The 23,798-nt window shown below is 66.3% G+C and carries 19 protein-coding genes; 14 read left to right on the top strand and 5 right to left on the bottom strand.

Annotated elements, in window-relative coordinates; all coding sequences use genetic code 11:
• Window positions 1-103: 103 nt before the first annotated feature.
• From ychF to B141_RS44945, 6 genes are all read left to right on the top strand, one after another.
• The gene (ychF, locus tag B141_RS0137395; protein ID WP_020580287.1) at window positions 104-1,177 is read left to right on the top strand and encodes a redox-regulated ATPase YchF; all 1,074 of its coding nucleotides are present in this window, start codon (window positions 104-106) and stop codon (window positions 1,175-1,177) included.
• A gap of 601 nt (window positions 1,178-1,778) precedes the next feature.
• Window positions 1,779-2,024, top strand: coding sequence for an NUDIX hydrolase (locus B141_RS0137390; RefSeq protein ID WP_020580286.1), 246 nt, complete (start codon window positions 1,779-1,781; stop codon window positions 2,022-2,024).
• Window positions 2,025-2,177: 153 nt separating this feature from the next.
• Entirely contained in the window at window positions 2,178-2,420 is a 243-nt protein-coding gene (locus B141_RS0137385; protein WP_157181584.1) for a hypothetical protein, read from the top strand.
• A gap of 505 nt (window positions 2,421-2,925) precedes the next feature.
• A complete protein-coding gene (locus B141_RS50150; protein WP_020580282.1) occupies window positions 2,926-3,825 on the top strand; it encodes a M23 family metallopeptidase in 900 nt (299 codons plus the stop codon).
• 191 nt (window positions 3,826-4,016) lie between these two features.
• On the top strand, window positions 4,017-5,363 hold the full coding sequence (locus B141_RS0137365) for a phytase (protein WP_020580281.1): 1,347 nt from the start codon (window positions 4,017-4,019) through the stop codon (window positions 5,361-5,363).
• A 63-nt stretch (window positions 5,364-5,426) separates the two neighbouring features.
• On the top strand, window positions 5,427-6,302 hold the full coding sequence (locus B141_RS44945; RefSeq protein WP_020580280.1) for a hypothetical protein: 876 nt from the start codon (window positions 5,427-5,429) through the stop codon (window positions 6,300-6,302).
• A 163-nt stretch (window positions 6,303-6,465) separates the two neighbouring features.
• Here the strand turns inward: B141_RS44945 and B141_RS0137355 are convergent, their stop codons facing one another.
• Window positions 6,466-6,981 carry a hypothetical protein gene (locus B141_RS0137355; RefSeq protein WP_020580279.1) on the bottom strand — a complete coding sequence of 172 codons (516 nt, stop codon included), beginning with the start codon at window positions 6,979-6,981 and terminating at the stop codon, window positions 6,466-6,468.
• Window positions 6,982-7,331: 350 nt separating this feature from the next.
• Complete coding sequence (locus B141_RS0137350) at window positions 7,332-10,202, bottom strand: glycoside hydrolase family 2 protein (RefSeq protein ID WP_020580278.1); 2,871 nt, start codon at window positions 10,200-10,202, stop codon at window positions 7,332-7,334.
• 167 nt (window positions 10,203-10,369) lie between these two features.
• Between B141_RS0137350 and B141_RS0137345 the strand changes: the two genes are divergently transcribed.
• The 5 genes from B141_RS0137345 to B141_RS0137325 all read left to right on the top strand — a co-directional run bounded on the left by B141_RS0137345 (window position 10,370) and on the right by B141_RS0137325 (window position 14,733).
• Window positions 10,370-11,686, top strand: coding sequence for an ABC transporter substrate-binding protein (locus B141_RS0137345; RefSeq protein WP_020580277.1), 1,317 nt, complete (start codon window positions 10,370-10,372; stop codon window positions 11,684-11,686).
• Window positions 11,683-12,633 carry a carbohydrate ABC transporter permease gene (locus B141_RS0137340; RefSeq protein WP_020580276.1) on the top strand — a complete coding sequence of 317 codons (951 nt, stop codon included), beginning with the start codon at window positions 11,683-11,685 and terminating at the stop codon, window positions 12,631-12,633. Before B141_RS0137345 ends, B141_RS0137340 begins: the two co-directional genes overlap by 4 nt.
• A 10-nt stretch (window positions 12,634-12,643) precedes the next feature.
• The gene (locus B141_RS0137335; protein ID WP_020580275.1) at window positions 12,644-13,480 is read left to right on the top strand and encodes a carbohydrate ABC transporter permease; all 837 of its coding nucleotides are present in this window, start codon (window positions 12,644-12,646) and stop codon (window positions 13,478-13,480) included.
• 416 nt (window positions 13,481-13,896) lie between these two features.
• Window positions 13,897-14,280, top strand: coding sequence for a VOC family protein (locus tag B141_RS0137330; protein WP_020580274.1), 384 nt, complete (start codon window positions 13,897-13,899; stop codon window positions 14,278-14,280).
• 57 nt (window positions 14,281-14,337) lie between these two features.
• Window positions 14,338-14,733, top strand: a complete 396-nt coding sequence (locus B141_RS0137325) for a YciI family protein (RefSeq protein WP_020580273.1) — start codon at window positions 14,338-14,340, stop codon at window positions 14,731-14,733.
• 157 nt (window positions 14,734-14,890) lie between these two features.
• Here the strand turns inward: B141_RS0137325 and B141_RS0137320 are convergent, their stop codons facing one another.
• The 3 genes from B141_RS0137320 to B141_RS0137310 are packed head-to-tail and all read right to left on the bottom strand — an operon-like array spanning window position 14,891 to window position 18,346.
• Window positions 14,891-15,661, bottom strand: coding sequence for a succinate dehydrogenase/fumarate reductase iron-sulfur subunit (locus B141_RS0137320; protein ID WP_020580272.1), 771 nt, complete (start codon window positions 15,659-15,661; stop codon window positions 14,891-14,893).
• A gap of 39 nt (window positions 15,662-15,700) precedes the next feature.
• Entirely contained in the window at window positions 15,701-17,530 is a 1,830-nt protein-coding gene (locus B141_RS0137315) for a fumarate reductase/succinate dehydrogenase flavoprotein subunit (protein WP_020580271.1), read from the bottom strand.
• A 21-nt stretch (window positions 17,531-17,551) separates the two neighbouring features.
• Window positions 17,552-18,346, bottom strand: coding sequence for a hypothetical protein (locus B141_RS0137310; RefSeq protein WP_020580270.1), 795 nt, complete (start codon window positions 18,344-18,346; stop codon window positions 17,552-17,554).
• Window positions 18,347-18,801: 455 nt separating this feature from the next.
• Here B141_RS0137310 and B141_RS0137305 point away from each other — a divergent pair, with 455 nt between their 5' ends.
• From B141_RS0137305 to B141_RS44940, 3 genes are all read left to right on the top strand, one after another.
• Complete coding sequence (locus tag B141_RS0137305) at window positions 18,802-19,659, top strand: aminoglycoside phosphotransferase family protein (protein ID WP_020580269.1); 858 nt, start codon at window positions 18,802-18,804, stop codon at window positions 19,657-19,659.
• A gap of 504 nt (window positions 19,660-20,163) precedes the next feature.
• Window positions 20,164-22,308: a GxGYxYP domain-containing protein gene (locus B141_RS0137300; protein WP_020580268.1), complete on the top strand. Its 2,145-nt coding sequence runs from the start codon at window positions 20,164-20,166 to the stop codon at window positions 22,306-22,308.
• A 135-nt stretch (window positions 22,309-22,443) separates the two neighbouring features.
• A complete protein-coding gene (locus B141_RS44940) occupies window positions 22,444-23,787 on the top strand; it encodes a hypothetical protein (RefSeq protein ID WP_157181583.1) in 1,344 nt (447 codons plus the stop codon).
• Window positions 23,788-23,798: the final 11 nt, after the last annotated feature.

The following is a 23,798-nucleotide window of genomic DNA, read 5'->3' as shown; positions in this document are numbered from 1 at the left end:
TTGGTGGTCGCGTTCGGCTTCTCGCTCGCTGTGCGGGCGACTCGTTCCTCGTCGACCGCTCCGCTCGCTCGGCGTCGAACGGCTCCGCGTAGGCTTGCACGTCGTGGCTCTGTCGATCGGGATCGTCGGGCTTCCCAACGCGGGGAAGTCGACGCTGTTCAACGCCCTCACCGCCAATGACGTGCTCGCGGCCAACTACCCGTTCGCGACGCTCGAACCCAATGTCGGCATCGTCGGGGTGCCCGATCCCAGGCTCGACGTGCTGGGCGAGATGTTCCACGCGGCCAAGGTCGTGCCGGCCACCGTGCAGTTCGTCGACATCGCGGGCCTCGTGCGTGGCGCCTCCGAGGGTGAGGGACTCGGCAACCAGTTCCTCGCCCACATCCGCGAGACCGACGCGATCTGCCAGGTGACCCGGACGTTCGGCGACCCGAACGTCGTGCACGTCGACGGCGAGGTCTCACCGTCCAGCGACATCGGCACCATCACCACCGAGCTGATCCTGGCCGACCTTCAGACGATCGAGAAGGCCCTGCCGCGGCTGGAGAAGGAAGCCCGACTCAAGAAGGATCTCGCGGAGAAGATCGACGTCGTACGCCAGGCGCAGGAGGCCCTCGAGAAGGGGGTCACGGTGTACGCCTCCGGCCTTGACCGGACGATCCTGCGCGACCTCAACCTGCTGACGGCCAAGCCGTTCCTGTACGTCTTCAACTGCGACGAGGCCGAGCTCACCGACGACGAGGCACGCGCCCAGTTGTCCGAACTCGTTGAGCCCGCGCAGGCCATCTTCCTCGACGCCAAGATCGAGTCCGAGCTGCTCGAACTCCCGGCCGACGAGGCGCTCGAACTCCTCCAGTCCACCGGTCAGGAGGAGTCTGGCCTCAAGATGCTCGCGCGGGTCGGCTTCGACACCCTCGGGCTCCAGACCTTCCTCACGGCCGGGCCCAAGGAAGCGCGGGCCTGGACGATTCGCAAGGGCTCGACCGCACCCGAGGCGGCCGGGGTCATCCACACCGACTTCCAGCGCGGGTTCATCAAGGCCGAGGTCGTGTCGTACGACGACCTCATCGAAGCGGGTTCGATGCACGAGGCGAAGGCCCGGGGCAAGGTTCGCCTCGAGGGCAAGGACTACGTGATGGCCGACGGTGACGTGGTGGAGTTCAAGTTCAACGTCTGACGGCCGGCCTCGCCGCACAATCGCGCGGGCTCGAAGGAGCACTCCGAGACTTCTCGGCCACGTCAGGGTGACGTCAGTGGCCGACCTCCTGTTGTGAGCGATCCTCGGGTCGGACCAACGCTCGGGGACCGTTGATCAACTTCGCAGGAGCCGGCCCGCGGGCCGTGATCGTGAAGGGTTTTCGTTGCTATATGACCAGAATCCTTCATGATCCTTGAAGGCGCAGCCTCAGGTCTCACGTGCCGGACGGCTTGAGCGGCTTCGAGGCGCCCACTATGCGAGATCGGTCGCGAGGTCCCGGCGGCTTGGCGGAGGAGTTTCGGCAAAGAGGCCGAGACACCTCCGCCAAGTCGGCTCCGGCTCCCTTCGCGATGCCGCGGTTCCCCTTGGTCGGGGAGGGAGTTGATCACGTAAACGTGGTCATTGCCTGCCTCGCATGGTGGCGATGCCATGCAAGGCATGCAGGAGCCTGCCGCACGTGGCAGCTCCCCACGAAGTGCGTTCGATTCACCTTGCCTGGTTGGGAATTCCGTGTGAGGTCGCCGCTGTCTCGCATGCGCGGCTGTGGACGGACTGGGGAGGCGGCTGATTGACTACGGACATGATGATGGTCGGCCTCGATCAGCGTGCGCAGATCGTGCGGGCGGTGCCAGGTCGGGTGGCCGCGGTCGCGCTCCCGGTGGTGACGCACCCAGTGCACGGGCCCTGCATCGTCGTCACCGAGCGCTCGTTGATCAACGGACACACCGGCGAACCCATGAGCCACGCCGGAGAGGTCGTGTTGTTCGGGGGAGCCGTGGATCCAGGGGAGACCACATCGGAGGCCGCGCTGCGCGAACTCCATTAGGAATCCGGAACGCTTCACCGTACGGGCGATCCCGAATACGGGGTTGGAACGTTGCTTGGCGAGTGGATCAGCGAGTCCGGCTTCAGTGTGAAGGGGCACCTCGTCTCGCTTCCACCTTCGTTTGTGAAGGAGGCGCGGCCCGAGGCGAAGGAAGTGAGCGAGCTTATCTATGTGCGCGTGGGCGATGTCTACGCCGCGAAGGTCTCTGCTGAGTACCACCTCGTGCGTCCCGCCGATCGGCTCCATGCGTACGAAGGCGACATGCTGTTCCAGTCGCCGACCTTGCGGGTCGCCGATACCCAGGAAGTCGTTCGCGTGCTCTGGGGCGTGGCCGGCCACATGGTCTCCGAGCTGCGTCGTACGTTCCCCAGCGCGACTGATCTCACGGGTCGTTGATCAACTTCACCACTTATCACGCGTTGCGAACAAGCCAGGAGCAGGGTCCGCAAACCGTCCACATCGTGGACAGCTCGGCTCAACTTTCCGCATTGTGGACTCCGGGGGGAGTTGATCAGCGGTCGTCACGCAGAATGCCCAGGTCGGCCACGGGGGCCGTCGTACCGGCACCACCGAAGAGCACGGCTCCCGTACGCATCACCCTGTAGGTATTCGCAGTAGGTATTTGCAGTAGGTATTTGCACCGCGTCGGCTCGATCGCATGATCGTTGCTGAGCCTTCCGGCGTCTGAGATCCAGATGTCGGTCGGCGGGTCGTGTTGCTTCACGAACCCCCGACCGAAGGAGATCTCTTGAGGCCGTCCTCACATGATCATGAACCATCGCACCAATTCGGACGAACGCCGCGACACCGGGCAGACCGGCCCGCGCAGCCTGCTCGATCCCGCCGCCCGCGCCTGATCGCCACGATCACGACCGCGCTCGTCGGACTCACCGCCCTCGCGGTGGGCGTCGGGGCGCTGTGGGCCACGTTCGCCCAGCCGAACCTGCTGGCAGATCGGATGCGCTCAGACACGAGCAAGGTCTCGGCTGACATAGGAGCCGCGCGGGAACACGCCCGGGCCAGCCGCTCCCGTGCGCGCGACGCGAACCTTCCGACCGCCGGTCGTACGCAGTCACTGACGCCCACGGCGACGCCCACGGCGACGCAGAGTGTGACGCCCACCAAGGCCAAGCCGAAAGCCACACCGAAAGCCACACCGAAAGCCACACCGAAAGCCACCCGGACGGCGACGGTCCGCGCGAAGGCCTCCCCCTCGAAGGCACCGCGGCGTACGGCCACGCCGACGCCAACCCGCAAGGCGGCGCTCGCGGTGAAGCGTACGGTCAGCAAGCCCTCGCCGTCGCCCACGCCGACGGCGGCAAAGAGGCTTGCGGACGGCAGGCCGGACTTCCAGCTTCCGTTCACCTGCGGTGAGAGCTGGCAGGCCACGACCTACAAGAGCCACAATCCCGAGACCGGGAAGATCGACTTCTTCCATGAAAACGGCAACACCCGGGGTTCGCTGGTCCGCGCCTCGGCGCCGGGCGTCGTGAACCGCATCCTTCCCGAGATCGGTGCGATCAAGATCTATCACGGCAACCGGTGGTACACGATGTACAACCACATGAGCCCGATCTTGGTCAAGGTTGGTGACAAGGTCAGTCAGGGCCAGGTGGTGGGACACGTCGGCTCCGTCGGCACCGGCGTCGCGCATCTGCACTACGAGCAGATCTACGACAGCAACAACAACAACTGGGGCAGCAGCCCGGACGAGATCGTCAACCCCATCTTGCAGGGCAAGAAGTACAACCTGCACGAGAACGATCCTCAGCCGGTCATCAAGAGCACCAACAACTGCTGACCACGGCGTGAACGTCGCCGCCGCACGTGGGTTCCCGATGTGGGGAGCCCACGTGCGGCCGCGATCCGCCTGCTGAGCTGGTGCGGCGACCTCCGGCGCCCAACCCCGTTTGCTCGGCGTTCCACCGGCGGACGGTTGCTGCAAGATCAGGTTCACGCGTGTGACGCGGTGATCGAGCACGCTCCGTTTGCATGCGCAGACTCCACGCTTTCGTCCTTGTCCCCGCGCTCCTCCCACTGCTCGCCGCCGCTCCGGGAAGCGCCATATCCACGAACGCCGTACCGACGAACGCCGTACCGACGAACGCCGGGCAGCTTCCGGCCGTCGTTCCCGTCCAACAGACCAGGGCGTTCGGTGACTCCGAAAGTGCCGATCCGCCGAACTCGGACGCTGATGATCCCGCCATCTGGGTCCACTCGACGAACACCCAGCGAAGCGTCGTACTCGGCACCCTCAAGGAAGGCGGGCTCGCGGTCTTCGACCTGCGGGGACGCCAGCTACAGCAACTCGCGGCCCCGCCAGCGCCCGGGCCGGATGCGGCACCCGGCCGGTTCAACAACGTCGACGTTGTGACCGGCGTCAAGGTCGGCGACCGTCGCCGCGATCTGGCTCTGGTGAGCGACCGGGGTCGGGATCGCGTTCGGGTCTACGAGATCGACCAGCGCGGTGCGGCCGCGGGATCACGGGTCCTACGTGACAGCACGGCGCCGGAGACCCCCCGTGTCTTCGCGGCGTCCGAGGCTGAGGTCGACGACCAGCACACCGCCTACGGCCTGGCCGGCGGGAAGGACCGTCGCGATGGTACGCCGCTCATCGCCGTGAGCCAGCGGAACGAAAGCCGGCTCGCTCTCCTCACAACGGTCGCAGGAGCAGGGGATTCGGTCAGCGTCAACCACCTCGCCACGGTCGATCTCTCGAGCAGCTTCCAGCTTCCCAACGGGCAGACGTGGAGCCCGTGCACCGAACCCGGCGAACGTCCGCAGGTCGAGGGCATGGTGATCGACTCCGACCATGGTGTGGTGTACGCCGCGCAGGAGGCGGTCGGCATCTGGCGGATCCCGGTGAGTCGGCACGGATTCGGAACGCCGGTACTGATCGACCGGGTGCGGGGGTACGGCGTGCCCGCGACCTACGACGAGGCCTCCGACGAATGTGTTGTCGACGGGGATGACCCGGGCTTCGGCGGGCGTTGGCTGACCGCGGACGCCGAGGGTCTCACGATCGCGGGGAACGGCCGCGGCGGCCGGATCATCGCGTCGAGTCAGGGCGACTCGACGTTCGTCGTCTACGAGCGAACGGGCGCGAACCAGGTCCTCGGCGGATTCACGGTCGCGGCCGGCAACGGCAACGACTCGGTGGAGCATTCTGACGGTGCGGCGGTCACCACGGTGTCCCTCGGGCCGGACTATCCGCGTGGGCTGCTCGTCGTTCATGACGGTGAACGCCGGCCCGCTCTCACCGACCCCAACGGTGAGGAGGTCGACACCACCGGCTTCGCCTTTGTGAGCTGGGAGGACGTGGCCAAGAAGGTCGGCTGATCTCGCGGTTCGCGCGATAGAGTCGATGGGGCAGACGTGCTGGCCTGACACTTCGGGAGTGCCGTGTCGCCCACCCTGGATGAGATCGCGCGCGAGCTGTACGCCACGACGCCGGCTGACTTCGTGGCCGCCCGGGACGAACACGTCCGCCAGGCCCGAGAGCGCGGCGATTCCGACCTCGCCCGGGCGCTCGGCAAACTCCGGCGGCCGAAGCAGAGCGCGTGGCTGGTCAACCTGCTGGGTAAGGAACGCCGGACCGAGCTGAAACGCCTGCTCGACCTCGGTCCGGCGTTCCGCAAGGAGAAGTTGACAGCTGATCGGCTCCGGGAACTCTCCGCCCAGCGCCAGAAGCTCGTTCGCGGACTTCTCCAAGCGGCACACGACCTTGCCTTACAAGCTGGCCTGCGAGTCAGCGCGGAGGCCGCCACGGAAGTCGAGGCGACCCTCGGTGCCGCCGTCGCCGATCCCGAGTTGGCCGAGCAGGTGCGCCGCGGCCAGCTCGAGAAACCCTTGTTCTACACGGGGTTCGGCCCCTCACTGTCGTTCACTGGTCCGGAGGTGGCCGGGTTTCCCACCCCCGGACCAGCCCCTACCACCCCCGCGCCACGGCCTTCGGCCGGGCAGGCGCCGCCCAAGGAAGCGGCACATGCGCGCGATGCTGAGGCGGAACGCCAACTGGCGCAGGCGAACGCGAAAGTCGCCGAGGCCGAACGCGACCTCGAAAGCCGCACGACCGCCTGGCAGAAAGCCCTACGCCAGCGCGACGATCTTCGTACGCAACTGGAGCGGCTCCGCGAGCGGGTGCGTGATCTCACCGACCAACTCGCCGCCACCGAACGCGGCGTCAGGGCAGAGGAGCGCCGGCGCAAGCAGGCCGAGCACGCTCTCGACGCGGCGCAACGGAGCCACCAGGCCGTCGAACGCCGTACCCGCTCCTGAGTTTCGTACTGTCCGCAGACGCAAGGAGCGCCGCCGGGTTCGTACCCGGACGGCGCTCAGTCTGCTCAGTGTGTGGTTCCAGCCCCACCACGGTGGTTCCAGCCCACCACGGTGGTTCCAGCCCCACCACGGTGGTTCCGGCCCCACGCGGCACTGTCGTCGATCAGGCCGCGGGTTCCCTGGTCGTCGTCGACCGGGACTGGAATCGACGACCTCGGATGGTCGCCGCGAGATGCCGGATCGAAGGAAGATCGGCAATCTCCTGGTCGCCGGGGTGGGCCCGCGGCATTCTCAGCCTGGGTCGGCCGCGTAGCCGACGGGCAGAAGGTCCGCCTGTGCCCGGCCCTCGGCCGGCGTTGCGATATCCCGGATAGTCGCTCTTGGCATGCCCGAGATAGGCGACGGCGGCGGGCTGGGATTCGCGGGTGTAGAGGTCCCCGTGATAAACCCGCACCCTGACCGTCGCGATGATGTGGTCGGGAGTTTCGCGGTGCGAACCGCCGAAGACGAAGACACGTCCACCCGAGAGTCGCCCTTGGTGGTCGATGATCCACTGCTCGAGCAGGCTACGAGCGATGGACTCGGGGTCGCGGCTGAACGTGTCATCTCGGATAACGGCGGGCTTCCATTGGCCGTCCTGCGTGCTGGTGGAGATTTCGTACGTGAATCGCTCCCTCATGATGAACCCCCTCTGGGGTCGCGGTTTCGGCCGCGGCGCGCGCCTTCGGGAGCCGGTACCGTCCAATCCGCTAGGCCTTACAGAATGACCGCCGAATGGCCGGCGAGTCAACGGTTTGACGCTAGGTACAGCTGAACGGCTCCCAATCGCACCAATAATTTTCGGCCAGCGCGCCGATTCACGGGAAATTCGAGTTCAGATGATCACGTTACGTCGCTGTTTCGTCGGCGGACATCCAGCGTACGGCGTCCATCACAGGCCCGCCTCGAGCCGGCGTTGGCACCCCCGTAGGGCCCATGGCCGGTGCCGGCATCGACGAGTTCGACGCCAGCACCGGCCACTCGCCGGCACTAGCGATGGGGCCAGCCGACCGGCCGGCGTGGGATGGACCAGAGCTGCGCGAGTGACAGCTGCGCGCTTGGCGCGAACGCGTCGGAATGCACGTAGCGCAGCATCGCGTCGAAGAGTTGGGCGGCCTCTGGATGCGCGTGGTAGTGCTCGAGAATCCTGAGCGTCGTCATGAGGATTCGGCCCTTGCCGACCTGTGCTTCCAGGAGGTAGCCGAGGCGTTTGCCACGGTTCCAGTTGTCGATGCCGCCGACGATGGGCTCGACCCAGTGCGGAAGGGCGTCCAGGCTGACGGCGGTCGCGCCGTCGACCAGGTGGAACCACTGCCAGTCCGACGTTCCGTCGTGCGGGAAGTCCGCGAGCAACGGCCGATCCTCGACCACGAGTCCCATGGTCTGGTTGGGTTGTTCGGGGAACCACAGGAACGACCAGAACAACGGCTCGAAGGTGCTCTGGACGCCATCGGCGAGTTCGTCGTTCTCCGCCAGCCAGATCATGGTCGCGCCGTTAAGCACCGCGTCGACATAGCGCACGTGGAGGCGGTCGGTGAGGAGCACCTCGCCATGCGGCGCGCCCTCGGGTGAGAGCCCCATGAACGAATAGTCGTCGCTGCGAATCGCCGGATAGTAGTCACCGAGCCAGGCAAGGGAACCGCGGGCGCGGATGGGCGCCGGTGCGTCCTGCCAACGCCGATCGGAGAACACCCAGAAGTCCCAGGAGTTCGCCGCGACGACCCGGCCGTCGGCTCCGGTGAGTTCCGCTGTCAAGGTCAGCTTGCGAGACGCCTCGTCGGGCAGGCGTACGTCGACGGCGGCGACCGGCCACGGATGCCCGATCCGCACGCTGGCAAGGGATTCGCTGCCGCCCGCGATCTCGTCACCATCGGAGGTGGCCAGCTGCCAGGAGAGCGTTCCAGAGAAGGTGGTGGGGCCGAAATGCGAGAGGAGAAGCTCGGCCTGAAGCCAACCGCCGCCGGGGTAGGTGCGCCGAGCGCTCTCGCACAACAGCACGGTCTCGGCGTTGAAGCGGCGGAACTCCTCGGCTTCGATGTGCCCCTTCTCGTCCCAGAAGACGTCGAGGACGCCGTTGAGGGCGGTGCCCTGTCCGGGAAAGTCAGTGAGGTTGAGCATCTGGACGCCGCTGAGGCCGGGCGTGCGCCGGAGGCGTTCGAAGAGTTCCTTCAGGCACCGGGCCTGCAACGCACCCGATGCCTCCACGTAGCGGTCCGCCTCGTGAAGGATTCCCTTGCTACCAAGGCCATCGCGAGCCTGGTCGAGCCAGGAGGGTTCCATGATCCCGGTGAACTTCTTCGCTTCGCTGAAGCGGGCGTACATATCCATCTGGCTGTGCTCATGAGCGATCACGGGTGTCTTGCCGCCGGCGATGCGCTGCTGCCAGGTGGCGGTGCTGTCGGGTGCGGAGCCCCGGAACGTGTGGAACACGAAGATGTCTGTCTCGCGCTCGGGTTCCTCGGGCAGATACCCGAAGCCGCTCTGGTCGACGTACAACCGGCTGGGATCGCGTTCGCGCCCTCGCCGCACGAGTTCGGAGAGGAAATCGCTGGCCCGCATGCCCGAGCCGTTGGGAGGCGACTGCAGGAGCTCGTTTCCCATGCAGTGCAGGACGAGCGAGGGATGCCGTTGCAACTGGAGGAGGACGCGCTCGAACTCCCGCTCGATGAAGTCGCCGGCTCGGGAAACATAGTCGGGGTCGTTGAAGTTGCCCCAACTGGGAAGCTCCGACTGCACCAGCATGCCCGCCTCGTCGGCCGCCTCGAAGAACGAACGCGGCGGCGTCCAGGAATGCAGCCGGACGTGGTTGAACCCGAACGCCTTGGCCTTCGCGAACTGCGCGGCGTACACCGCCTTGTCATCCGGCGGATAGCCAGTGAGCGGAAAGATGCAGCAGTCGACGTAACCACGAAGGAAGATCCGGTCGCCGTTCAGTGTGAGGGAACGCCCGCGGACGGCGAACGTCCGCAGTCCGAACCGATCGCGGATGCTGTCGAGGCGTTCGGGGGAGTCGGGCTGGCGCAGGTCGACCTCGACGTCGTGCAGGAAGGGATCCCGATCCGACCACAGCCGGGCGTCCTCGCCGAGGCTGAAGTCGTGGTCGACCGTGGCCAGTCCGTCGTGGACCTCGGCGGGAACGGCGCGCTTGGCGATCAGCCGGTCACCGGCGCGGATCCGGATGGTGACCTGGACCGGGCCGTCCTCACCGGCGACCCGCACCGCGCACCGGACCCGCCGCGACTCGGCGTCGGGATAGAGCGCGACGTGCTCGATCCAGGTCTCGGGCGTGGCGACGAGCCGGGCCGACCCGACGATCCCGCCCCAGGTCGTGGCGGTGTGCCGGGAGTGGATGTGGCCCTCGAAGTTGAGGATGTCCGTGACGGCGTTGTCGACCCGGATCGTGAGCCGGTGGGAGCTGCCTGCCTTCAGGTGTGGAGTCAGGTCGAACCGGTGCGGTCCGCTCAGGGAATCCTGGCTGTCGATGCGGGCGTCGTCCACCCACACGGTGGACTGCCAGCCAACGCGGTCGAGTTGGAGCCAGATCCGGCCGCCCGACCAGTTCTCCGGGATCTCTACCGTGCGGGAGTACCACGCGGCACCCTCATAACTTAGCCGTTTGGTCCAACCGCCGATGAACTCCGGCGGGCGCTCGCCGAATCCCTGCTCCTCCCATGACCCGGGCACCTCGATCGTGTGCGCGAAGGACTTCTGTGTCCAGCCGTCCTTGACACCGACATCGGTGGGATCGAGTTCGAAGGACCAACTGCCGTTGAGATCCAGCTCGGGCCGGGTGTCGGAAGGGAGGAGTCCTGGCAGGACCTGCGCCGGATGGCGCTGTGTGGTCGGGATTGCTGTGGCCATACCTCGAGTAACTCCGATCCTCGCTCGAAGAGCGGTGCGATGCCGGATCTGGCCGCTCCAGAACGGAGGGGCCAGGCCAACCCTTTGTTACGCGGCCGAAATTATATTACTATTCGGCCCACGCTACGGGGGCTGTCCATGGCGTCCGAACGCCTGCGAGGAGAGGGATGGGAACCCACCGCGTGACCCGCCGGCAGTTCATGAGTCGTATCGGCCTTGGTGGGGTCGGGCTTGGAATGGCAGCCGTTCTGGCGCCGCTGGTGTCCGGTTGCGGACTCTCGCGTGACGGCGCTCTTGGCGACGGGACAGGTGAGATCACGGTCTGGACCTGGCCCGACAACGACCGGACCTTCATGCAGACCATTCCGTCGTTCCAGCGCAAGTTCCCGCACATCAAGGTCCGGGTGCAGGGATTCAGCGGGACGTTCAACAGTAAGTTGCTCGGGGCGCTCGTGTCCGGTACCGGCCCCGACGTCGCGATGGTGGAGATCACCAGCGTCTCCAACTTCAAGAGCAAGCCGGGATTCGTCGATCTCAGCCAGCGCCCGTTCGGCGCCGGCGCGTTGGCGAGCAGGTACGCCGACTTCTCCTGGAAGTACGTCTCCGACACCGATACCGGGCGGATCTTCGCGCTGCCCAAGAACACCGGGCCCGGCGGCATGTTCTATCGCCGCGACATCTACGACGCGGCCGGTCTCCCGACCGATCCGGCCGAGGTGCAGCAGGCGATATCCGACTGGGACGCCTTCGTCGAGGCCGGACGCAAGGTCGCGATGAAGGGCGAACGCTGGATGCTGGACGATCCGGCCCAGATCGTGGCCACGCTTCGCGGGCAGGCCGGGGTGTCGTACTTCGACGAGTCCGGAACTCCCCAGCTCGCCAGCGACACCATCGTGCGGGCGCTGGAGTTTGCGATGGAGTTGAAGAGCATGGGCCTGATGGCGCCAGACATGTCGTCGCAGGAACGCGGCGCCGCGATCAACTCCGGCAAGATCGCGACCTTCTTCTCCGGCAACTGGTTCGGTGGCCTCATCAAGGCGCAATACGCACCTGACAGTGCTGGTAAGTGGGGCGTGGCGCTCGCGCCGGCGACCAACGGCGTCAGTTCCTTCAACTACGGCGGCGACTTCATCGGCATCCTGCAGAGCAGTAACAACAAACTCGCCGCCTGGGAGTTCATCAAATGGGTCACCCAGGACTCAGACAGCTTGAGCGCGATGTACGGCCGGGATCTCTACCCGGCCTGGAAACCCGCGTGGGACTCGACCTGGATCAACAAGCCGGACCCCTTCTATGCCGGCCAGAACGTCAACACCGTCTTCAGTGAGGTCTCCGCCACCATGAAGCCACCGGTGACCAATCCCAACGACTCGATCGCCAACACCGCCTTGTCAACCGCGATCAACGACGTGGTGCACGGTGTCCGCTCGATCCGAACCGCCCTGGCCCGTGCACAGGCCGACGTCGAGGACAAGATCACGTGAGCCAGGTGACGATGACAGCCCCGCGCGGCGACACGTCGCGTGCTGCTGGCCCCAACCGCGACACGCTCGGCGCCCGGATGCGCGAGCACTCCACCTTCTACCTCATGGTGGCGCCATTCTTTGTGTTGTTCGGCCTCTTCGGTCTGGCGCCCATCGTGGCGGCGTTCTGGATCGGTTTCACCGACTGGGACGGACTCAACCCGGCGCGCTTCGTGGGTCTGGACAACTACGCCGCGATCGTCACGGATCCGCTGTTCGGTAAGGCCGTCGCCAACACGATCTACATCTGGATCGGCTCGACTGTGGTGACCGTTGGTGCGGCGTTCGTCCTCGCCTATCTCATCAACGAGTACGTCATGTGGGGGCGCAGCTTCCTGCGGATGGTCTTCCTCCTTCCGCTGCTGGCCGCTCCCGCGGTGATCGCGATCATCATGAGCGTGCTCTTCTCGACGAACGCCGGCCTTGTCAACGCGTTCTTGTCGTTCGTCACCGGTGACCGGGTGACCTACGAATGGTTGGCTTCCACCGGGTGGATCAAGCCGATCATCATCTTGATGATCGCCTGGAGGTTCCTCGGCTTCCACCTGCTGTTGTTCGTGGCCGGCCTGCAGTCGATTCCGCGCGAGTTGTACGACGCCGCCCGGGTGGATGGCGCCGGTGGGTGGCAGGTGTTCGCCCGCGTGACGTTCCCCCTCATGCTGCCGATCATCTTCTTCAGCGCCACCTCTTCGACGGTCGGGGCGTTCCAGCTCTTCGACGAACCCTTCGTCCTGACCAACGGCAGCGGTGGCACCGACCAGGCGGCGGAGGTACTCGGCACGATGCTCTATCGCACGGCCTTCAACGACTTCAGGTTCGGACTCGCCTCGGCTCTGTCGTGGGTGATGTTCGCGCTGATCGCCGTCTTCACCATTGTCAACAGCCGCTTGCTTCGAGTGCGGGTCTGAGGAGCGCCTCATGAGTACGACGGGAGCGCCGGTGGCCCGGCGGGTCATCACCGCCTGGATCTACCTCATCGTGCTGGTCTTCGTCCTGCCGTTCTACTGGATGGTGGTCCTTGCCACGCACGACAACGACTCGATCTACAGCTTCCCGCCGCCGCTGTTGCCAGGAGGCAGCCTCGGCGCCAACTGGTCGCGGCTGACCGAGGTGGTCGAGGTCGTCCGCGCGATGGGCAACAGCATCCTGGTCGCCTCGGCACACACCGTGCTGGTGCTCCTGCTGTCGTCGTTGGTGGGCTTCGGATTCTCGAGGTTCCGGTCGGCGCCCGGTGCGCGGTGGATGTGGCGGGTCGTTCTCGCCACCATCTTCATTCCCGGCCTGGTGGGGCTCATCCCGTGGTACGTCCTCATCGCCCGGCTGGGGTGGATCGACACACTCTGGCCGCTCATCATTCCCGGGGCGGCCAACGGTTTCGCGGTCTTCTGGATGCGCCAGATCATCACCCAGACGGTGCCGGTCGATCTGTACGACGCGGCGCGGATCGACGGCGCCTCCGACTGGCGGACATACTGGACCGTCGTACTCCCACTGATCCGGCCGGGGCTCGGTGCGCTTGGTATCTGGACTTTCATGGCGACCTGGACGGCGTTCCAGATCCCGCTGATCGTCCTCAACAGCCAGGAGAACTTCACCCTGCCGCTGGCCTTGGCCAACCTCAACACGTTGTACGGCCAGGACACCGCCGCGGTCATGCTCGGCAGCGTCATCAGCGTGCTGCCGATCTTCGTGGCGTTCCTGCTGGCGGCGAAGCAGTTCATGGCCGGACTCACCGCCGGGGCGCTCAAGGGCTGAGCACGTCGGAAATCGGCGCGGGCTCCTTTCCGCACTTTCGTCGCCCGGTGTTGTGAAGCCCTCCTTACCGTGCTCGTCCGGGGCCGTCACGGGCCCGGAAACGGCTGCATCATGATCAACTTGCAGGAATCCCCCACGCCTCGCGCGAATCGTGGGGGATTTCCGCAAGTTGATCATGAACCGACTCGAGGATCGCTCAGCGAGATACGGACCGCGGGCACGCGCGGACGCCTGAACGGGTGGCCTCCCCGGAGCCGCCGACCTGTCCGAAGGATCGACGCCGGTCGGAGCGGGGAACCCAAGTCGCTGGCTGGGAGATGTCGAGGCCGAGACTTCTGCTCCGACCTCCGTTGTAGAGGCGTTCAGGTGGGACGCCCATGACAGGCGCCGTGCCAGCGGCGGGGAGAGGAGAGGTCATGGGACAGCCAGTCGTGCATTTCGAGATCATCGGGAAGGATCCGGCGAAGCTTCGCGACTACTACGGCGAGCTGTTCGGGTGGGAGTTCCACACGGGTGACGCGGCCAGCGAGGCGGTCTCACAGCCTGGCAACTACGGGTTCGTGGACGGTCAGACGACCGGCGACGGCACGGGTATCAACGGTGGTGTCGCCGGCGGCGAGGGGTACGAGCGCCGTGTGCTGTTCTATATCGGCGTTCCCGACGTCGAGGCCGCACTCCAGAAGGCCGAGAGCCTGGGCGGGACCCGCAGGATGGGCCCTGAGGGAACTCCCGGGGCCCTTGTGGTCGGACACTTCACCGATCCTGAGGGCAACCTGATCGGGGTCGCGGGTACGTCCTGACAGGTACGTCCCGTCCGACGCGATGATGTAGCCACCTCACGCACTGAGCGGAGTGAGATGAAGTACCTGATCCTGATCTACGGGAACGTGGAGAACTGGCAGCACCCGATCTTCGAGCGGCATCCGGCGTTCCTGGCGATGCCGCCCGAGGAGCGTGCGGAGCTGACCCGCCAGGCCGAGGCGATGTACGGCGAAATCACCGAATCCGGAGAGCTGATCGCCGGCGTCGCGCTGGCCGATCCGGTGAAGACGAGGACCGTGCGGGTACGCGGGGGCGTCCCCACGGTCACTGACGGGCCCTATGCCGAGGCCAAGGAGCAGTTGGCGGGCTATTTCGTTGTCGACTGCGAGAGCCCGGACCGCGCGGCCGAGATCGCGGCGAGGTTCCCGGACGCGCGGCTCACCGCCGTGGAAGTGCGCCCCATCATGAACATGTCGGTTCCGGAGGCGTAGCTCCGGCTTGGGCCCCGAGGCCCGGGTCCCGGGACCGGGACTGGGGCCCAGGACTGGGTCGGGGGCACCCTCGTACGAAAGAGTCGTACAAGGGTGCCCCCGACCCAGTCCTGCCCCGGACCCCAGTCACCTCTGACCCGGAGTGAGCCGGATGGGCTCAGGACTCGACCTCCTCGCGCTGATCACGGCGGAAGATCTTGGAGCCGAGCCAGACCAGCGGGTCGTACTTCCGGTCGACGACGCGTTCCTTCATCGGGATGATCGCGTTGTCGGTGATCTTGATGTGCTCCGGGCAGACCTCGGTGCAGCACTTGGTGATGTTGCACATGCTGAGGCCGGCCGCGGCCTGGGCGAGCTGGCGCCGGTCGTGGGTGTCCAGCGGGTGCATGTCGAGTTCGGCGTACCTGAGGAAGAACCTCGGCCCCGCGAACGCCGACTTGTTGTCCTCGTGGTCACGGACGACGTGGCAGGTGTCCTGACACAGGAAGCACTCGATGCACTTGCGGAACTCCTGCCCCCGCTCGACGTCGACCTGCATCATCCGATGCTTGCCGTCGGGGTCCGGCGGGGTCGGCGCGAACGCCGGGATCTCCTTGGCCTTCTCGTAGTTGTACGAGACGTCGGTGACGAGGTCCTTGATGATCGGAAACGTCCGCATCGGCGTGACGGTGATCGTCTCCGAGGGTTCGTACTCCGACAGCCGGGTCATGCACATCAGGCGCGGGCGGCCGTTGATCTCCGCGCTGCAGGAACCACACTTGCCCGCCTTGCAGTTCCAGCGGATGGCCAGGTCGCCCGCCTGGGTCGCCTGGAGCCGGTGGAGCGCGTCGAGGACGACCTCGCCTTCCTCGACCGACACCGTGAAGTCCTGGAGCGCGCCGCCGTCCTCGTTACCGCGCCACACCCTCATCGAGAGGTCGTATCCCATTTTCATGTCTCCTCGGGGGTTCCAGGGGGTCGCCCCCGGTCAGCTTTGCTCCTCGAACAGCGCCTTGAGCTCGTCGGGCAGCGCGGGTAGCGGCTTGATCGCCAGGTCGATCGCGCCCTCGCGTTCGCTCAGGACGATGTTCTTGGTGCCCCACTCCCGGTCAGTCATCGGATAGTCGTCGCGGGTGTGGCCGCCACGGCTCTCGGTGCGGGCGAGGGCAGCACGGGCGATGCACTCCGAGACCCACAGCATGTTCTGGAGATCGATCGCGAGGTGCCAGCCGGGGTTGTACTGCCGGTTGCCCTCGACCGTGAGGTGCTCGGCGCGTTCGGCGAGCTTCTCGATCTCGGCCAGTGCCTGCTCCAGCTCGTCTGCCGTACGAATGATCCCGACGAGGGAGTGCATGACCTCCTGCAGGTCCTTCTGGACCGAGTAGGGGTTCTCGCCGCCCTCCTCGGCGAAGGGGGCGAGGGCGGTGTTGGCCGCGGCCTGCACCGCCTCCTCGTGGATCGAGACCGGCGTCTGGTTCTTGACCCTCGCGGCGTGGTACGCGGCGTTCAGACCGGCGCGGCGCCCGAACACCAGGAGGTCGGACAGCGAGTTGCCGCCGAGCCGGTTGGCGCCGTGCATCCCGCCCGCGACCTCACCCGCGGCGTACAGGCCCTGGACGGACGACGCGCCGGTGTCGGCGTCCACCTCGACGCCACCCATGACGTAGTGGCAGGTGGGGCCGATCTCCATCGGCTCCCTGGTGATGTCGACGTCGGCGAGTTCCTTGAACTGGTGGTACATCGACGGCAGCCGGCGCTTGATGTAGTCGGCGTCGCGGCGCGAGGCGATGTCGAGGTAGATACCGCCGTGCGGTGTGCCGCGGCCGGCCTTGATCTCGGCGTTGATCGCCCGGGCCACCTCGTCGCGCGGGAGGAGCTCAGGTGGGCGGCGGTTGTTCTTCTTGTCGGTGTACCAGCGGTCGGCCTCCTCGATCGTGTCGGCCGTTTCCGCCTTGAAGAACTCCGGGATGTAGTCGAACATGAACCGCCGGCCCTCGGAGTTCTTCAGCACCCCGCCGTCGCCGCGGACCGACTCGGTGACCAGGATGCCGCGCACCGACGGCGGCCACACCATGCCGGTCGGGTGGAACTGCACGAACTCCATGTTGATCAGGCTCGCGCCCGCCCGAAGCGCCAGCGTGTGACCGTCGCCGGTGTACTCCCAGGAGTTCGAGGTCACCTTGAACGACTTGCCGATCCCGCCGGTCGCGAGCACGACGGACGGCGCCTCGAAGACGACGAACCGGCCGCTCTCGCGCCAGTAGCCGAACGCCCCGGCCACCTTGTCGCCATCTTTTCCATCTTTGAGAATGTCGGTGATCGTGCACTCCATGAAGACGTCGATCCCGAGGGACACCGCCCGCTGCTGGAGGGTACGGATCATCTCCAGGCCGGTCCGGTCACCGACGTGCGCGAGCCGGGCATAACGGTGTCCACCGAAGTCGCGCTGGGAGATGAGGCCGTCGGCGGTACGGTCGAAGAGCGCACCCCACTCCTCGAGCTCGAGGACCCGGGCGGGTGCCTCCTGGGCGTGGAGTTGGGCCATCCGCCAGTTGTTGAGCATCTTCCCGCCACGCATGGTGTCGCGGAAGTGCACCTTCCAGTTGTCGTCCGGCCAGAGGTTGCCCATTGCGGCGGCAATACCGCCCTCGGCCATGACGGTGTGGGCCTTGCCGAGCAGGGACTTGCAGACGATGGCGGTCCGTGCGCCCGCGTCGTGGGCGGCGATGGCGGCCCGGAGCCCGGCGCCGCCGGCACCGACAATGACGACGTCGTAGGAGTGCCGTTCGCCGATATGGGCGGAGTTGGCTGTGCTCATGCGGAGAACACCTCGGTCATGTCAGAAGAAGCGGACGTCGGAGATCGTGTTGGTCGCCAGCAGGTAGATATAGAAGTCGGCGAGCGCGACCGAGATCAGCGACGCCCAGGCGAAGCGGGCGTGGTGGCCGTTCAGCTTCGACACGAACGTCCAGAAGCGGTAGCGGAGCGGGTGCTTGGAGAAGTTCCGCAACCGGCCGCCGGTGATGTGCCGGCAGGAGTGGCACGACAGCGTGTAGAGCCAGATGAGGACGACGTTCACGAGCAGGATCAGCGTGCCGAGGCCCATGTGGCCCCACTCGTGATTCTCGTCGCGGAACGCGATGACCGCGTCGTAGCTCAGAATGATCGCGATGAGGAACGCCGCGTAGAAGAACCACCGGTGGATGTTCTGGAGGATCAGCGGGAAGCGGCGTTCACCGGTGTACTTCTTGTGCGGCTCGGGGACCGCGCACGCCGCCGGCGACAGCCAGAACGCCCGGTAGTAGGCCTTCCGGTAGTAGTAGCAGGTCAGCCGGAATCCCAGTGGGAACACGAGGATCACCAGGGCGGGGGAGAACCACGCCGGCAGGAAGCTGATCGGCTGCCCGAAGTCGCTCGCTCCTGGCACGCAGGCCGTGCTCAGGCATGGGGAGTAGAACGGCGATAGATACGGCGAGGCGTAATAGTTGGCGCCGGAGAAGGCGCGCCACGTGGAGTAGACGACGAACGCCGTGAAGACGATGAAGGTTACTGCTGGATAGATCCACCACCGATCCTGGCGGAGTGTCGGTTTGTCTATGCGTGCGCGCTCGGGACCCAGCACTCCCGTTGCCATCTCGCGCCATCCTTCCCGTACAAGAGTGGCCTCTCGCGTACCTGTTCTGGTGACTGATGGGCTGCTTCCGAGTGTGCTCCTCGGTCCCGCGGCCCCTGATATGTGGGTGTGGAGTCTGCCGCACCGCGCACCCAGACTGCTGCCCGGCGGACTCCGGCATAGCTGTCGTTGCGGAGCCGTCAAGGGCATGACAGATCAGCCCCGTCGCGGCCGGTTTGCCGGCCGTCCGGGCGGGACACATCCGTCGACACGCCCTGTAGCGCGCATAACGTACTCCCGTAACGTCCCCGCCTGGCATCGTGCACCCTCCCGGCGCCCAACGGGGGGACTGTGACGGAGCGCCACATGTGGCATCGGACACACTGTGGCTCGTGCCCACCGACGAGGACTCCAAGCCGTCGCCTCAGGAACACCGCCCGTCACCTCAGGAACCAGACCCGTCACGGGTGTCTGCCATGGGTTCCACACCGGCCGGGTCGGCCGCCGCAGGCACAGCACGCGGATCGTCCGACACCGGCCAGGTCCTGCCGGGCGGACAGGTGGGTGGCGCCGTGCGCGTGGGAGCGACCGTACGCCGGCCGGCCGGTCCGTGGACTCCCACGATCCACGAACTCCTGACCCATCTGCGGGCCCACGGCCTGGGCCGGATACCCGAACCGTTGGGCATGGACGCCGATGGCCGCGAGGTCCTGTCGTACATCCGGGGGCGCACTGTCGGCGACGCGGCCTGGCCGGACTGGGCCTTCTCCGACCTGGTGTTGACGCAGACCATGCGCTGGCTGGCCCGCTACCACGAGGTGGTGCGGACCTTCGTGCCGACCGCGCCACGCTGGCGGGCTGGTGTGCGCCCGCTCGAACCGGGCGAGATCGTCTGCCACAACGACGTCGCGCCGTACAACCTGGTGGTCGAGGAGGATCCGGCGACCGCCGGCGTACGGGTCGTCGGCGTTCTGGACTGGGACGTCGCGGGGCCGGGGCGCCCGATGGACGACGTGGCGTTCGCGGCCTGGAACTTCGTGCCGTTGTTCCAGCCCGCACCGGTCGCGGAGGTGGCCCGCCGTCTTTGCCTGCTGGCCGAGGCGTACGCCGGCGTGGAGATGCCGGAGGTGCGCGCGCTGGAGGTGCTTGCGGCTGTCCCCGAACGCCTGGGACGGGCACTCACCCGGATCCGCGCGGGAGCGGCGGCCGGCGACTCCGGAATGGCGCGGCTGGTCAGCGTTGGTCAGGTGGCGCGGACCGAACGCCGGCTGGCCGCTCTGACCCGCCGGATGCCTATCATCGAGGCCGCGGTTCGACGAATGAGCCGCGCATAGAGAAGCTTCGGGTCGCGAGCCTCTTCGCTTCGACAGATTGCGGCATCCGCTACGGAGCCGGGTGGTGACTTGGCGAAGTTGTGTCGGCGCTTTTGCCGAGATTCCCCCGTCAAGCAGTGGAGCTTTTCCTGTACTCCACGCCCAGAAAAGCTCCACTGCCTCGCACCAACCCGCGCTTGACGGAGCGAGCCAAAATCGCAGAACCATTGATTTCGTGAACGCAACCGTGTGGTGCAAACCGTCGGTTGACAAAAATTGGTCAGCGTTCGGTCGCTGCCGAATGTAATCCCGCGCGGACCGGAACCCCGCGCCTGGCGTGTCCGGCTTTCTCGTAGCAATATCCGTGGCCCACAGCGGACATGGCTTCTTGTCGGGCCGAATCCACGACAGTACCTTCCCGGGTCAAGCACCGCGGGGAGTGCCTCACGCACCTGCGTACGTCGTTTCTCATGCCTACGTGTGAGAACGACCGGCTCGCAGTCCATCGCTTCGAGGAGACCAGACGTGGCCGATCCTGCGCGAATCTCACGACGAACCATTCTCAGCGCGCCGCCGGCACTGGCATTCGCCGGCGCCACCTTCGGAACCCACGGGTCGGCCTGGGCCGAGCCCGGTAGCAACGGAATTCTGTGGCCGGCCGACCAGGAACTCCCGACCTTCGCCAGGCCCGAGCGGCTCGACGCGATCTTCATGGCCGATGACACTCCGGTCGACGTGCAGCTTCTGGTCATGACCCTGCAGGGGCTGGTCAACCGGAAGCGGCCCGAGATCTACGCCATCAAGGGGAATCCCCCCGAGGGGCGTAAGACCTGGCTGAACGACTCCGGTATCCCGTACCGCGAGTTCACCGATCCGTGGAAGGTCATCAATGCTCACCTGGATCGAGCCAAGGGCGTCGTGGTCTACGATCCCGACGTCGTAGAGACCGTCAACGTGGCAACGACTCTCGCCGGCCTGAAAGATGGCGTCATCGTGAGCCCCGAGCTCGCGAAGAAGCTGACCGCGCCGCCTCACAAGAAGCTGGTGCTCGATGACCTGCGGGGTCGGTTCGCTTCCAACACCGAGGCGACGGCCTGGCAGTTCGAGAACCTCTGGCCACAGACCTCCCACCGCGCGTTACTCGGAATCAACCCCGGCCAGTCGAAGCCGATACCGCCGGACAACTGGAAGGGTTTCGTCGAGATCGCAAGGGAAGAGCGACCTATTCGCAACACGTCGAATCGGCAGGTCTACGAGTTCGACATCTCGGCCTTCGCCGGCGGCGAGAAGGTCTACTTCCGGATGCAGGACTCGCAGCCGTCGGACGGCTGGGGCGGCGCGCTTCACCAACTGACGTTGAAGGCTGACGGCACCGTCGTGGCGGACTTCGCGATCGGGACCGATACCGAGCGCGGGGTTCTGTTCGACCGTGGTGGCGCTGGGTTCAAGCCCCAGACGCCGACCGAGGACTCGCACCGCTTCGCCGACGGAAACTCGTACTTCATCTACGAGCTCAGCGTGCCGGCCGGCGCGCGGCAGCTGACGCTGTCGCTCGACATGTTCAACCAGTTCCTGGTGTCGGTGTCGAAGGTCGCGCCCGCGGTTTCCTCCGATGACCGGATCCCGGCGTCGTTGCCGCTTCGCGACTATGCGGTCGCGCTGGGCGCGATGCCGTTCTGGCTGGGCTCTGACAACACTCCGCAAGAGGCCGAGCTGATGACCCGGATCTTCGCCGCGGTCGAGAAGGGAACGCCGTACCTCGGCTGGTACACCGGGGAGTTCGCCGGTGTGAAGCTGGCGTCGGCGCAAGGCGTCTACACCCTGGCGGCGGACTTCCTGGAGAACACGACGGTGCACTCCGGTTTCCGGGCGCCGATCGTCGCGCAGCGGCCGGCGGCGCCACCTGCTTTGGAGAACAAGGTCTATCTCACGTTCACCACAGCCGAGGGCGACAACATGCAGTACTGCCAACATCGGATGCGGGTGATCTGGGATGACCCTGCTCGGGGAAGGGTGCCGATGAACTGGTCGGTGAGCCCGCTGCTCATCGACGCCGCGCCGCTCATCATCAGCCGCTATCTGAAAACGGCGACGCCGAACGACTATCTTGTCGCCGGGCCCTCGGGAGCGGGCTACTTCTACCCGTCGTTCTGGCCGCAGGACAACCTGGCGACGTTCCTGGCACAGAACAAGCCGTACTTCGACAAGCTCGGCCTCGACATGATCTACGCACTGGACGACATTTCGATGCTGCAGGAAGCCTCGGCCCAGGCGTACGCCGACCAGCTGGGCGTCGCCGGTATTGCCTACAACATGTGGTTCGGGCGCAGTGACACGACGTTCCTGGCCGACGGAAGGCTGCCGCTGTCGACGCAGATCGCGCACTCTGACCGGAACGAGGTCCTGCGCCGGATCCGGTCCAACGCGGCGACCGACTACGACGGTTCGAAGCCGGTCTTCATCGCGGTCGCGGTCGCCGCGTGGGAGCTCGGGCCGACCGATGTGGCGTGGATCATGGATCAGCTGGGCGAGGAGTTCGTCGCCGTCCGTGGTGACCAGTACTTTGCCCTGGTTCGCGAAGCGCGAAGCCAGGGTGTGCCGAGCGCGATCCGGTCGGCACCATCCACGCGCACGGCCACACCCGCACCCTCACCCCAGCCGCGACAATGACCAGGTACAGCACGCGATACTCCCCTCAATGGCCGCCGGCGGCCATTGAGGGGAGCACTGCAAGATGAGTAGTGCCGCTGCTTCGCGAGGTGCTCGGCGGTCGCCCTGCGGACGTCGAGCACGGCGGTGTAAGTGATGTTGGACGGCACGTGGAGCCTTTGGTTGTGGATTACCGTCCTGAACGTGACCATATTGCGCCGTCCGGGAGCTTCCCCGGACCTCCGTTTCCGCTGCTCCGATTCCCACCTGGAGCAGGGCTTTGACTGGGCTGTCTCTCAGTCCTTGAGCCGTGTCAGGTCCGAAGATCCTGGCGCGATCCCGTCCTATTGGGCGGCACTAACCGACCGTCCCATGTTCTACTCACGCGATGTCGCCCATCAGTCGCTGGGCGCCCACCTCCTCGGGCTGGATCGCGAGAACTTCTCCATGCTGCGGCACTTCGCAGCATCAGCCACAGCCGCCCGGGCCTACTACCCGCTGTGGGCGTTCACCTTCGATGGCGAGCCGGCAGCCATCGACTACGTGGACGACTCGCGGTTCGTACACGAAACCCCGGCCGCCTTCGAAATCGCCGAGAAGAGCATCGAACAGTACCTGTGGACGGCAGACGACAGGTACTTGACCGACCCGGTGTTCTCGAGTTACTACCGCAACCTTCTGAGAGAGTTTGTACCCCGCCACGACATCCTGGGCACGGGTGTGGCCGGGGAACAAGGCACCAGCGACATCTTTGCGGGCAGCCCCACGTACAACGAGGCATCCAACGCTCCGGATATGCAGGTGGCCGGCGACGGCATCGCCAGCCAGTGGGCCGCCGCGACCTCCATCGCCGCGACCTGCCGGGACAAAGAACTCGCCCGCGAGGCACGCGAGAGCGCCGACCGGCTCCGCGCGCACTTCGAGGACGACTGGTGGGACGAAGCTGGCGGCCACTATCTGACCGGGGTCTCGGCACGGCGCGTGTACAGCGAGTTCGCCTTCGAGCCCTCGTGGTTTCCTGCCGTGAAACGCCTGCTTCCCGAGGGGGCCCGCGCAAGAGCGCATCTCGCCTTCCTCGACGACTCACTCCAACGGCAGCCTCCTCGCAACATCGAGGCGTTCACCTATCTGCCGGAGGCGTTCTTCGCCTATGGCCACGATGCCATGGCCATCCGCTGGATCAGACACCTGATCGACTCCCGTGCCCCGTACCCGGAAGTGCCGTTCACTCTTGTGTCCCACCTCTGCACCGGCCTGACCGGTATCAACCCCCGGTATGACGGGGCACTGGAAACGCGCTCGCACCTGGCCGACGGCTGGGTGGAAGTCGCGGGCTTGGCCTACCGCTCCATGAGGGTCGCTGTCAGGCACAACGGCCACGAGAGCACGACCCTCACCCTCGAGTCTGGCAACGAGCCGCTGCACTGGGTTGCTCATATCGGCAACCGCACCGTTACGCGTCTCGTGGAGCCGGGTCACAGCACGACCGTCGGGGCATGAACCGCATCTAC

Origin of the sequence: Actinopolymorpha alba DSM 45243, assembly GCF_000373925.1 — a bacterium.
GTDB classification, from domain to species: domain Bacteria; phylum Actinomycetota; class Actinomycetes; order Propionibacteriales; family Actinopolymorphaceae; genus Actinopolymorpha; species Actinopolymorpha alba.
Note: the sequence above shows the minus strand (reverse complement) of the source record. Positions and strands in the feature narration are given on the sequence as shown.

What these genes read in the sequence shown, in the direction of transcription:
- B141_RS0137345 (WP_020580277.1), top strand. Translation starts at nt 10,370, where the DNA reads ATGGGAACCCACCGCGTGACCCGCCGGCAGTTCATGAGTCGTATCGGC.
- B141_RS0137320 (WP_020580272.1), bottom strand. Translation starts at nt 15,661, where the DNA reads ATGGGATACGACCTCTCGATGAGGGTGTGGCGCGGTAACGAGGACGGC.
- B141_RS0137335 (WP_020580275.1), top strand. Translation starts at nt 12,644, where the DNA reads ATGAGTACGACGGGAGCGCCGGTGGCCCGGCGGGTCATCACCGCCTGG.
- B141_RS0137330 (WP_020580274.1), top strand. Translation starts at nt 13,897, where the DNA reads ATGGGACAGCCAGTCGTGCATTTCGAGATCATCGGGAAGGATCCGGCG.
- B141_RS0137350 (WP_020580278.1), bottom strand. Translation starts at nt 10,202, where the DNA reads ATGGCCACAGCAATCCCGACCACACAGCGCCATCCGGCGCAGGTCCTG.
- B141_RS44940 (WP_157181583.1), top strand. Translation starts at nt 22,444, where the DNA reads ATGTTGGACGGCACGTGGAGCCTTTGGTTGTGGATTACCGTCCTGAAC.
- B141_RS0137305 (WP_020580269.1), top strand. Translation starts at nt 18,802, where the DNA reads ATGGGTTCCACACCGGCCGGGTCGGCCGCCGCAGGCACAGCACGCGGA.
- B141_RS0137355 (WP_020580279.1), bottom strand. Translation starts at nt 6,981, where the DNA reads ATGAGGGAGCGATTCACGTACGAAATCTCCACCAGCACGCAGGACGGC.
- B141_RS0137365 (WP_020580281.1), top strand. Translation starts at nt 4,017, where the DNA reads ATGCGCAGACTCCACGCTTTCGTCCTTGTCCCCGCGCTCCTCCCACTG.
- B141_RS0137310 (WP_020580270.1), bottom strand. Translation starts at nt 18,346, where the DNA reads ATGGCAACGGGAGTGCTGGGTCCCGAGCGCGCACGCATAGACAAACCG.
- B141_RS0137315 (WP_020580271.1), bottom strand. Translation starts at nt 17,530, where the DNA reads ATGAGCACAGCCAACTCCGCCCATATCGGCGAACGGCACTCCTACGAC.
- B141_RS0137390 (WP_020580286.1), top strand. Translation starts at nt 1,779, where the DNA reads ATGATGATGGTCGGCCTCGATCAGCGTGCGCAGATCGTGCGGGCGGTG.
- B141_RS0137325 (WP_020580273.1), top strand. Translation starts at nt 14,338, where the DNA reads ATGAAGTACCTGATCCTGATCTACGGGAACGTGGAGAACTGGCAGCAC.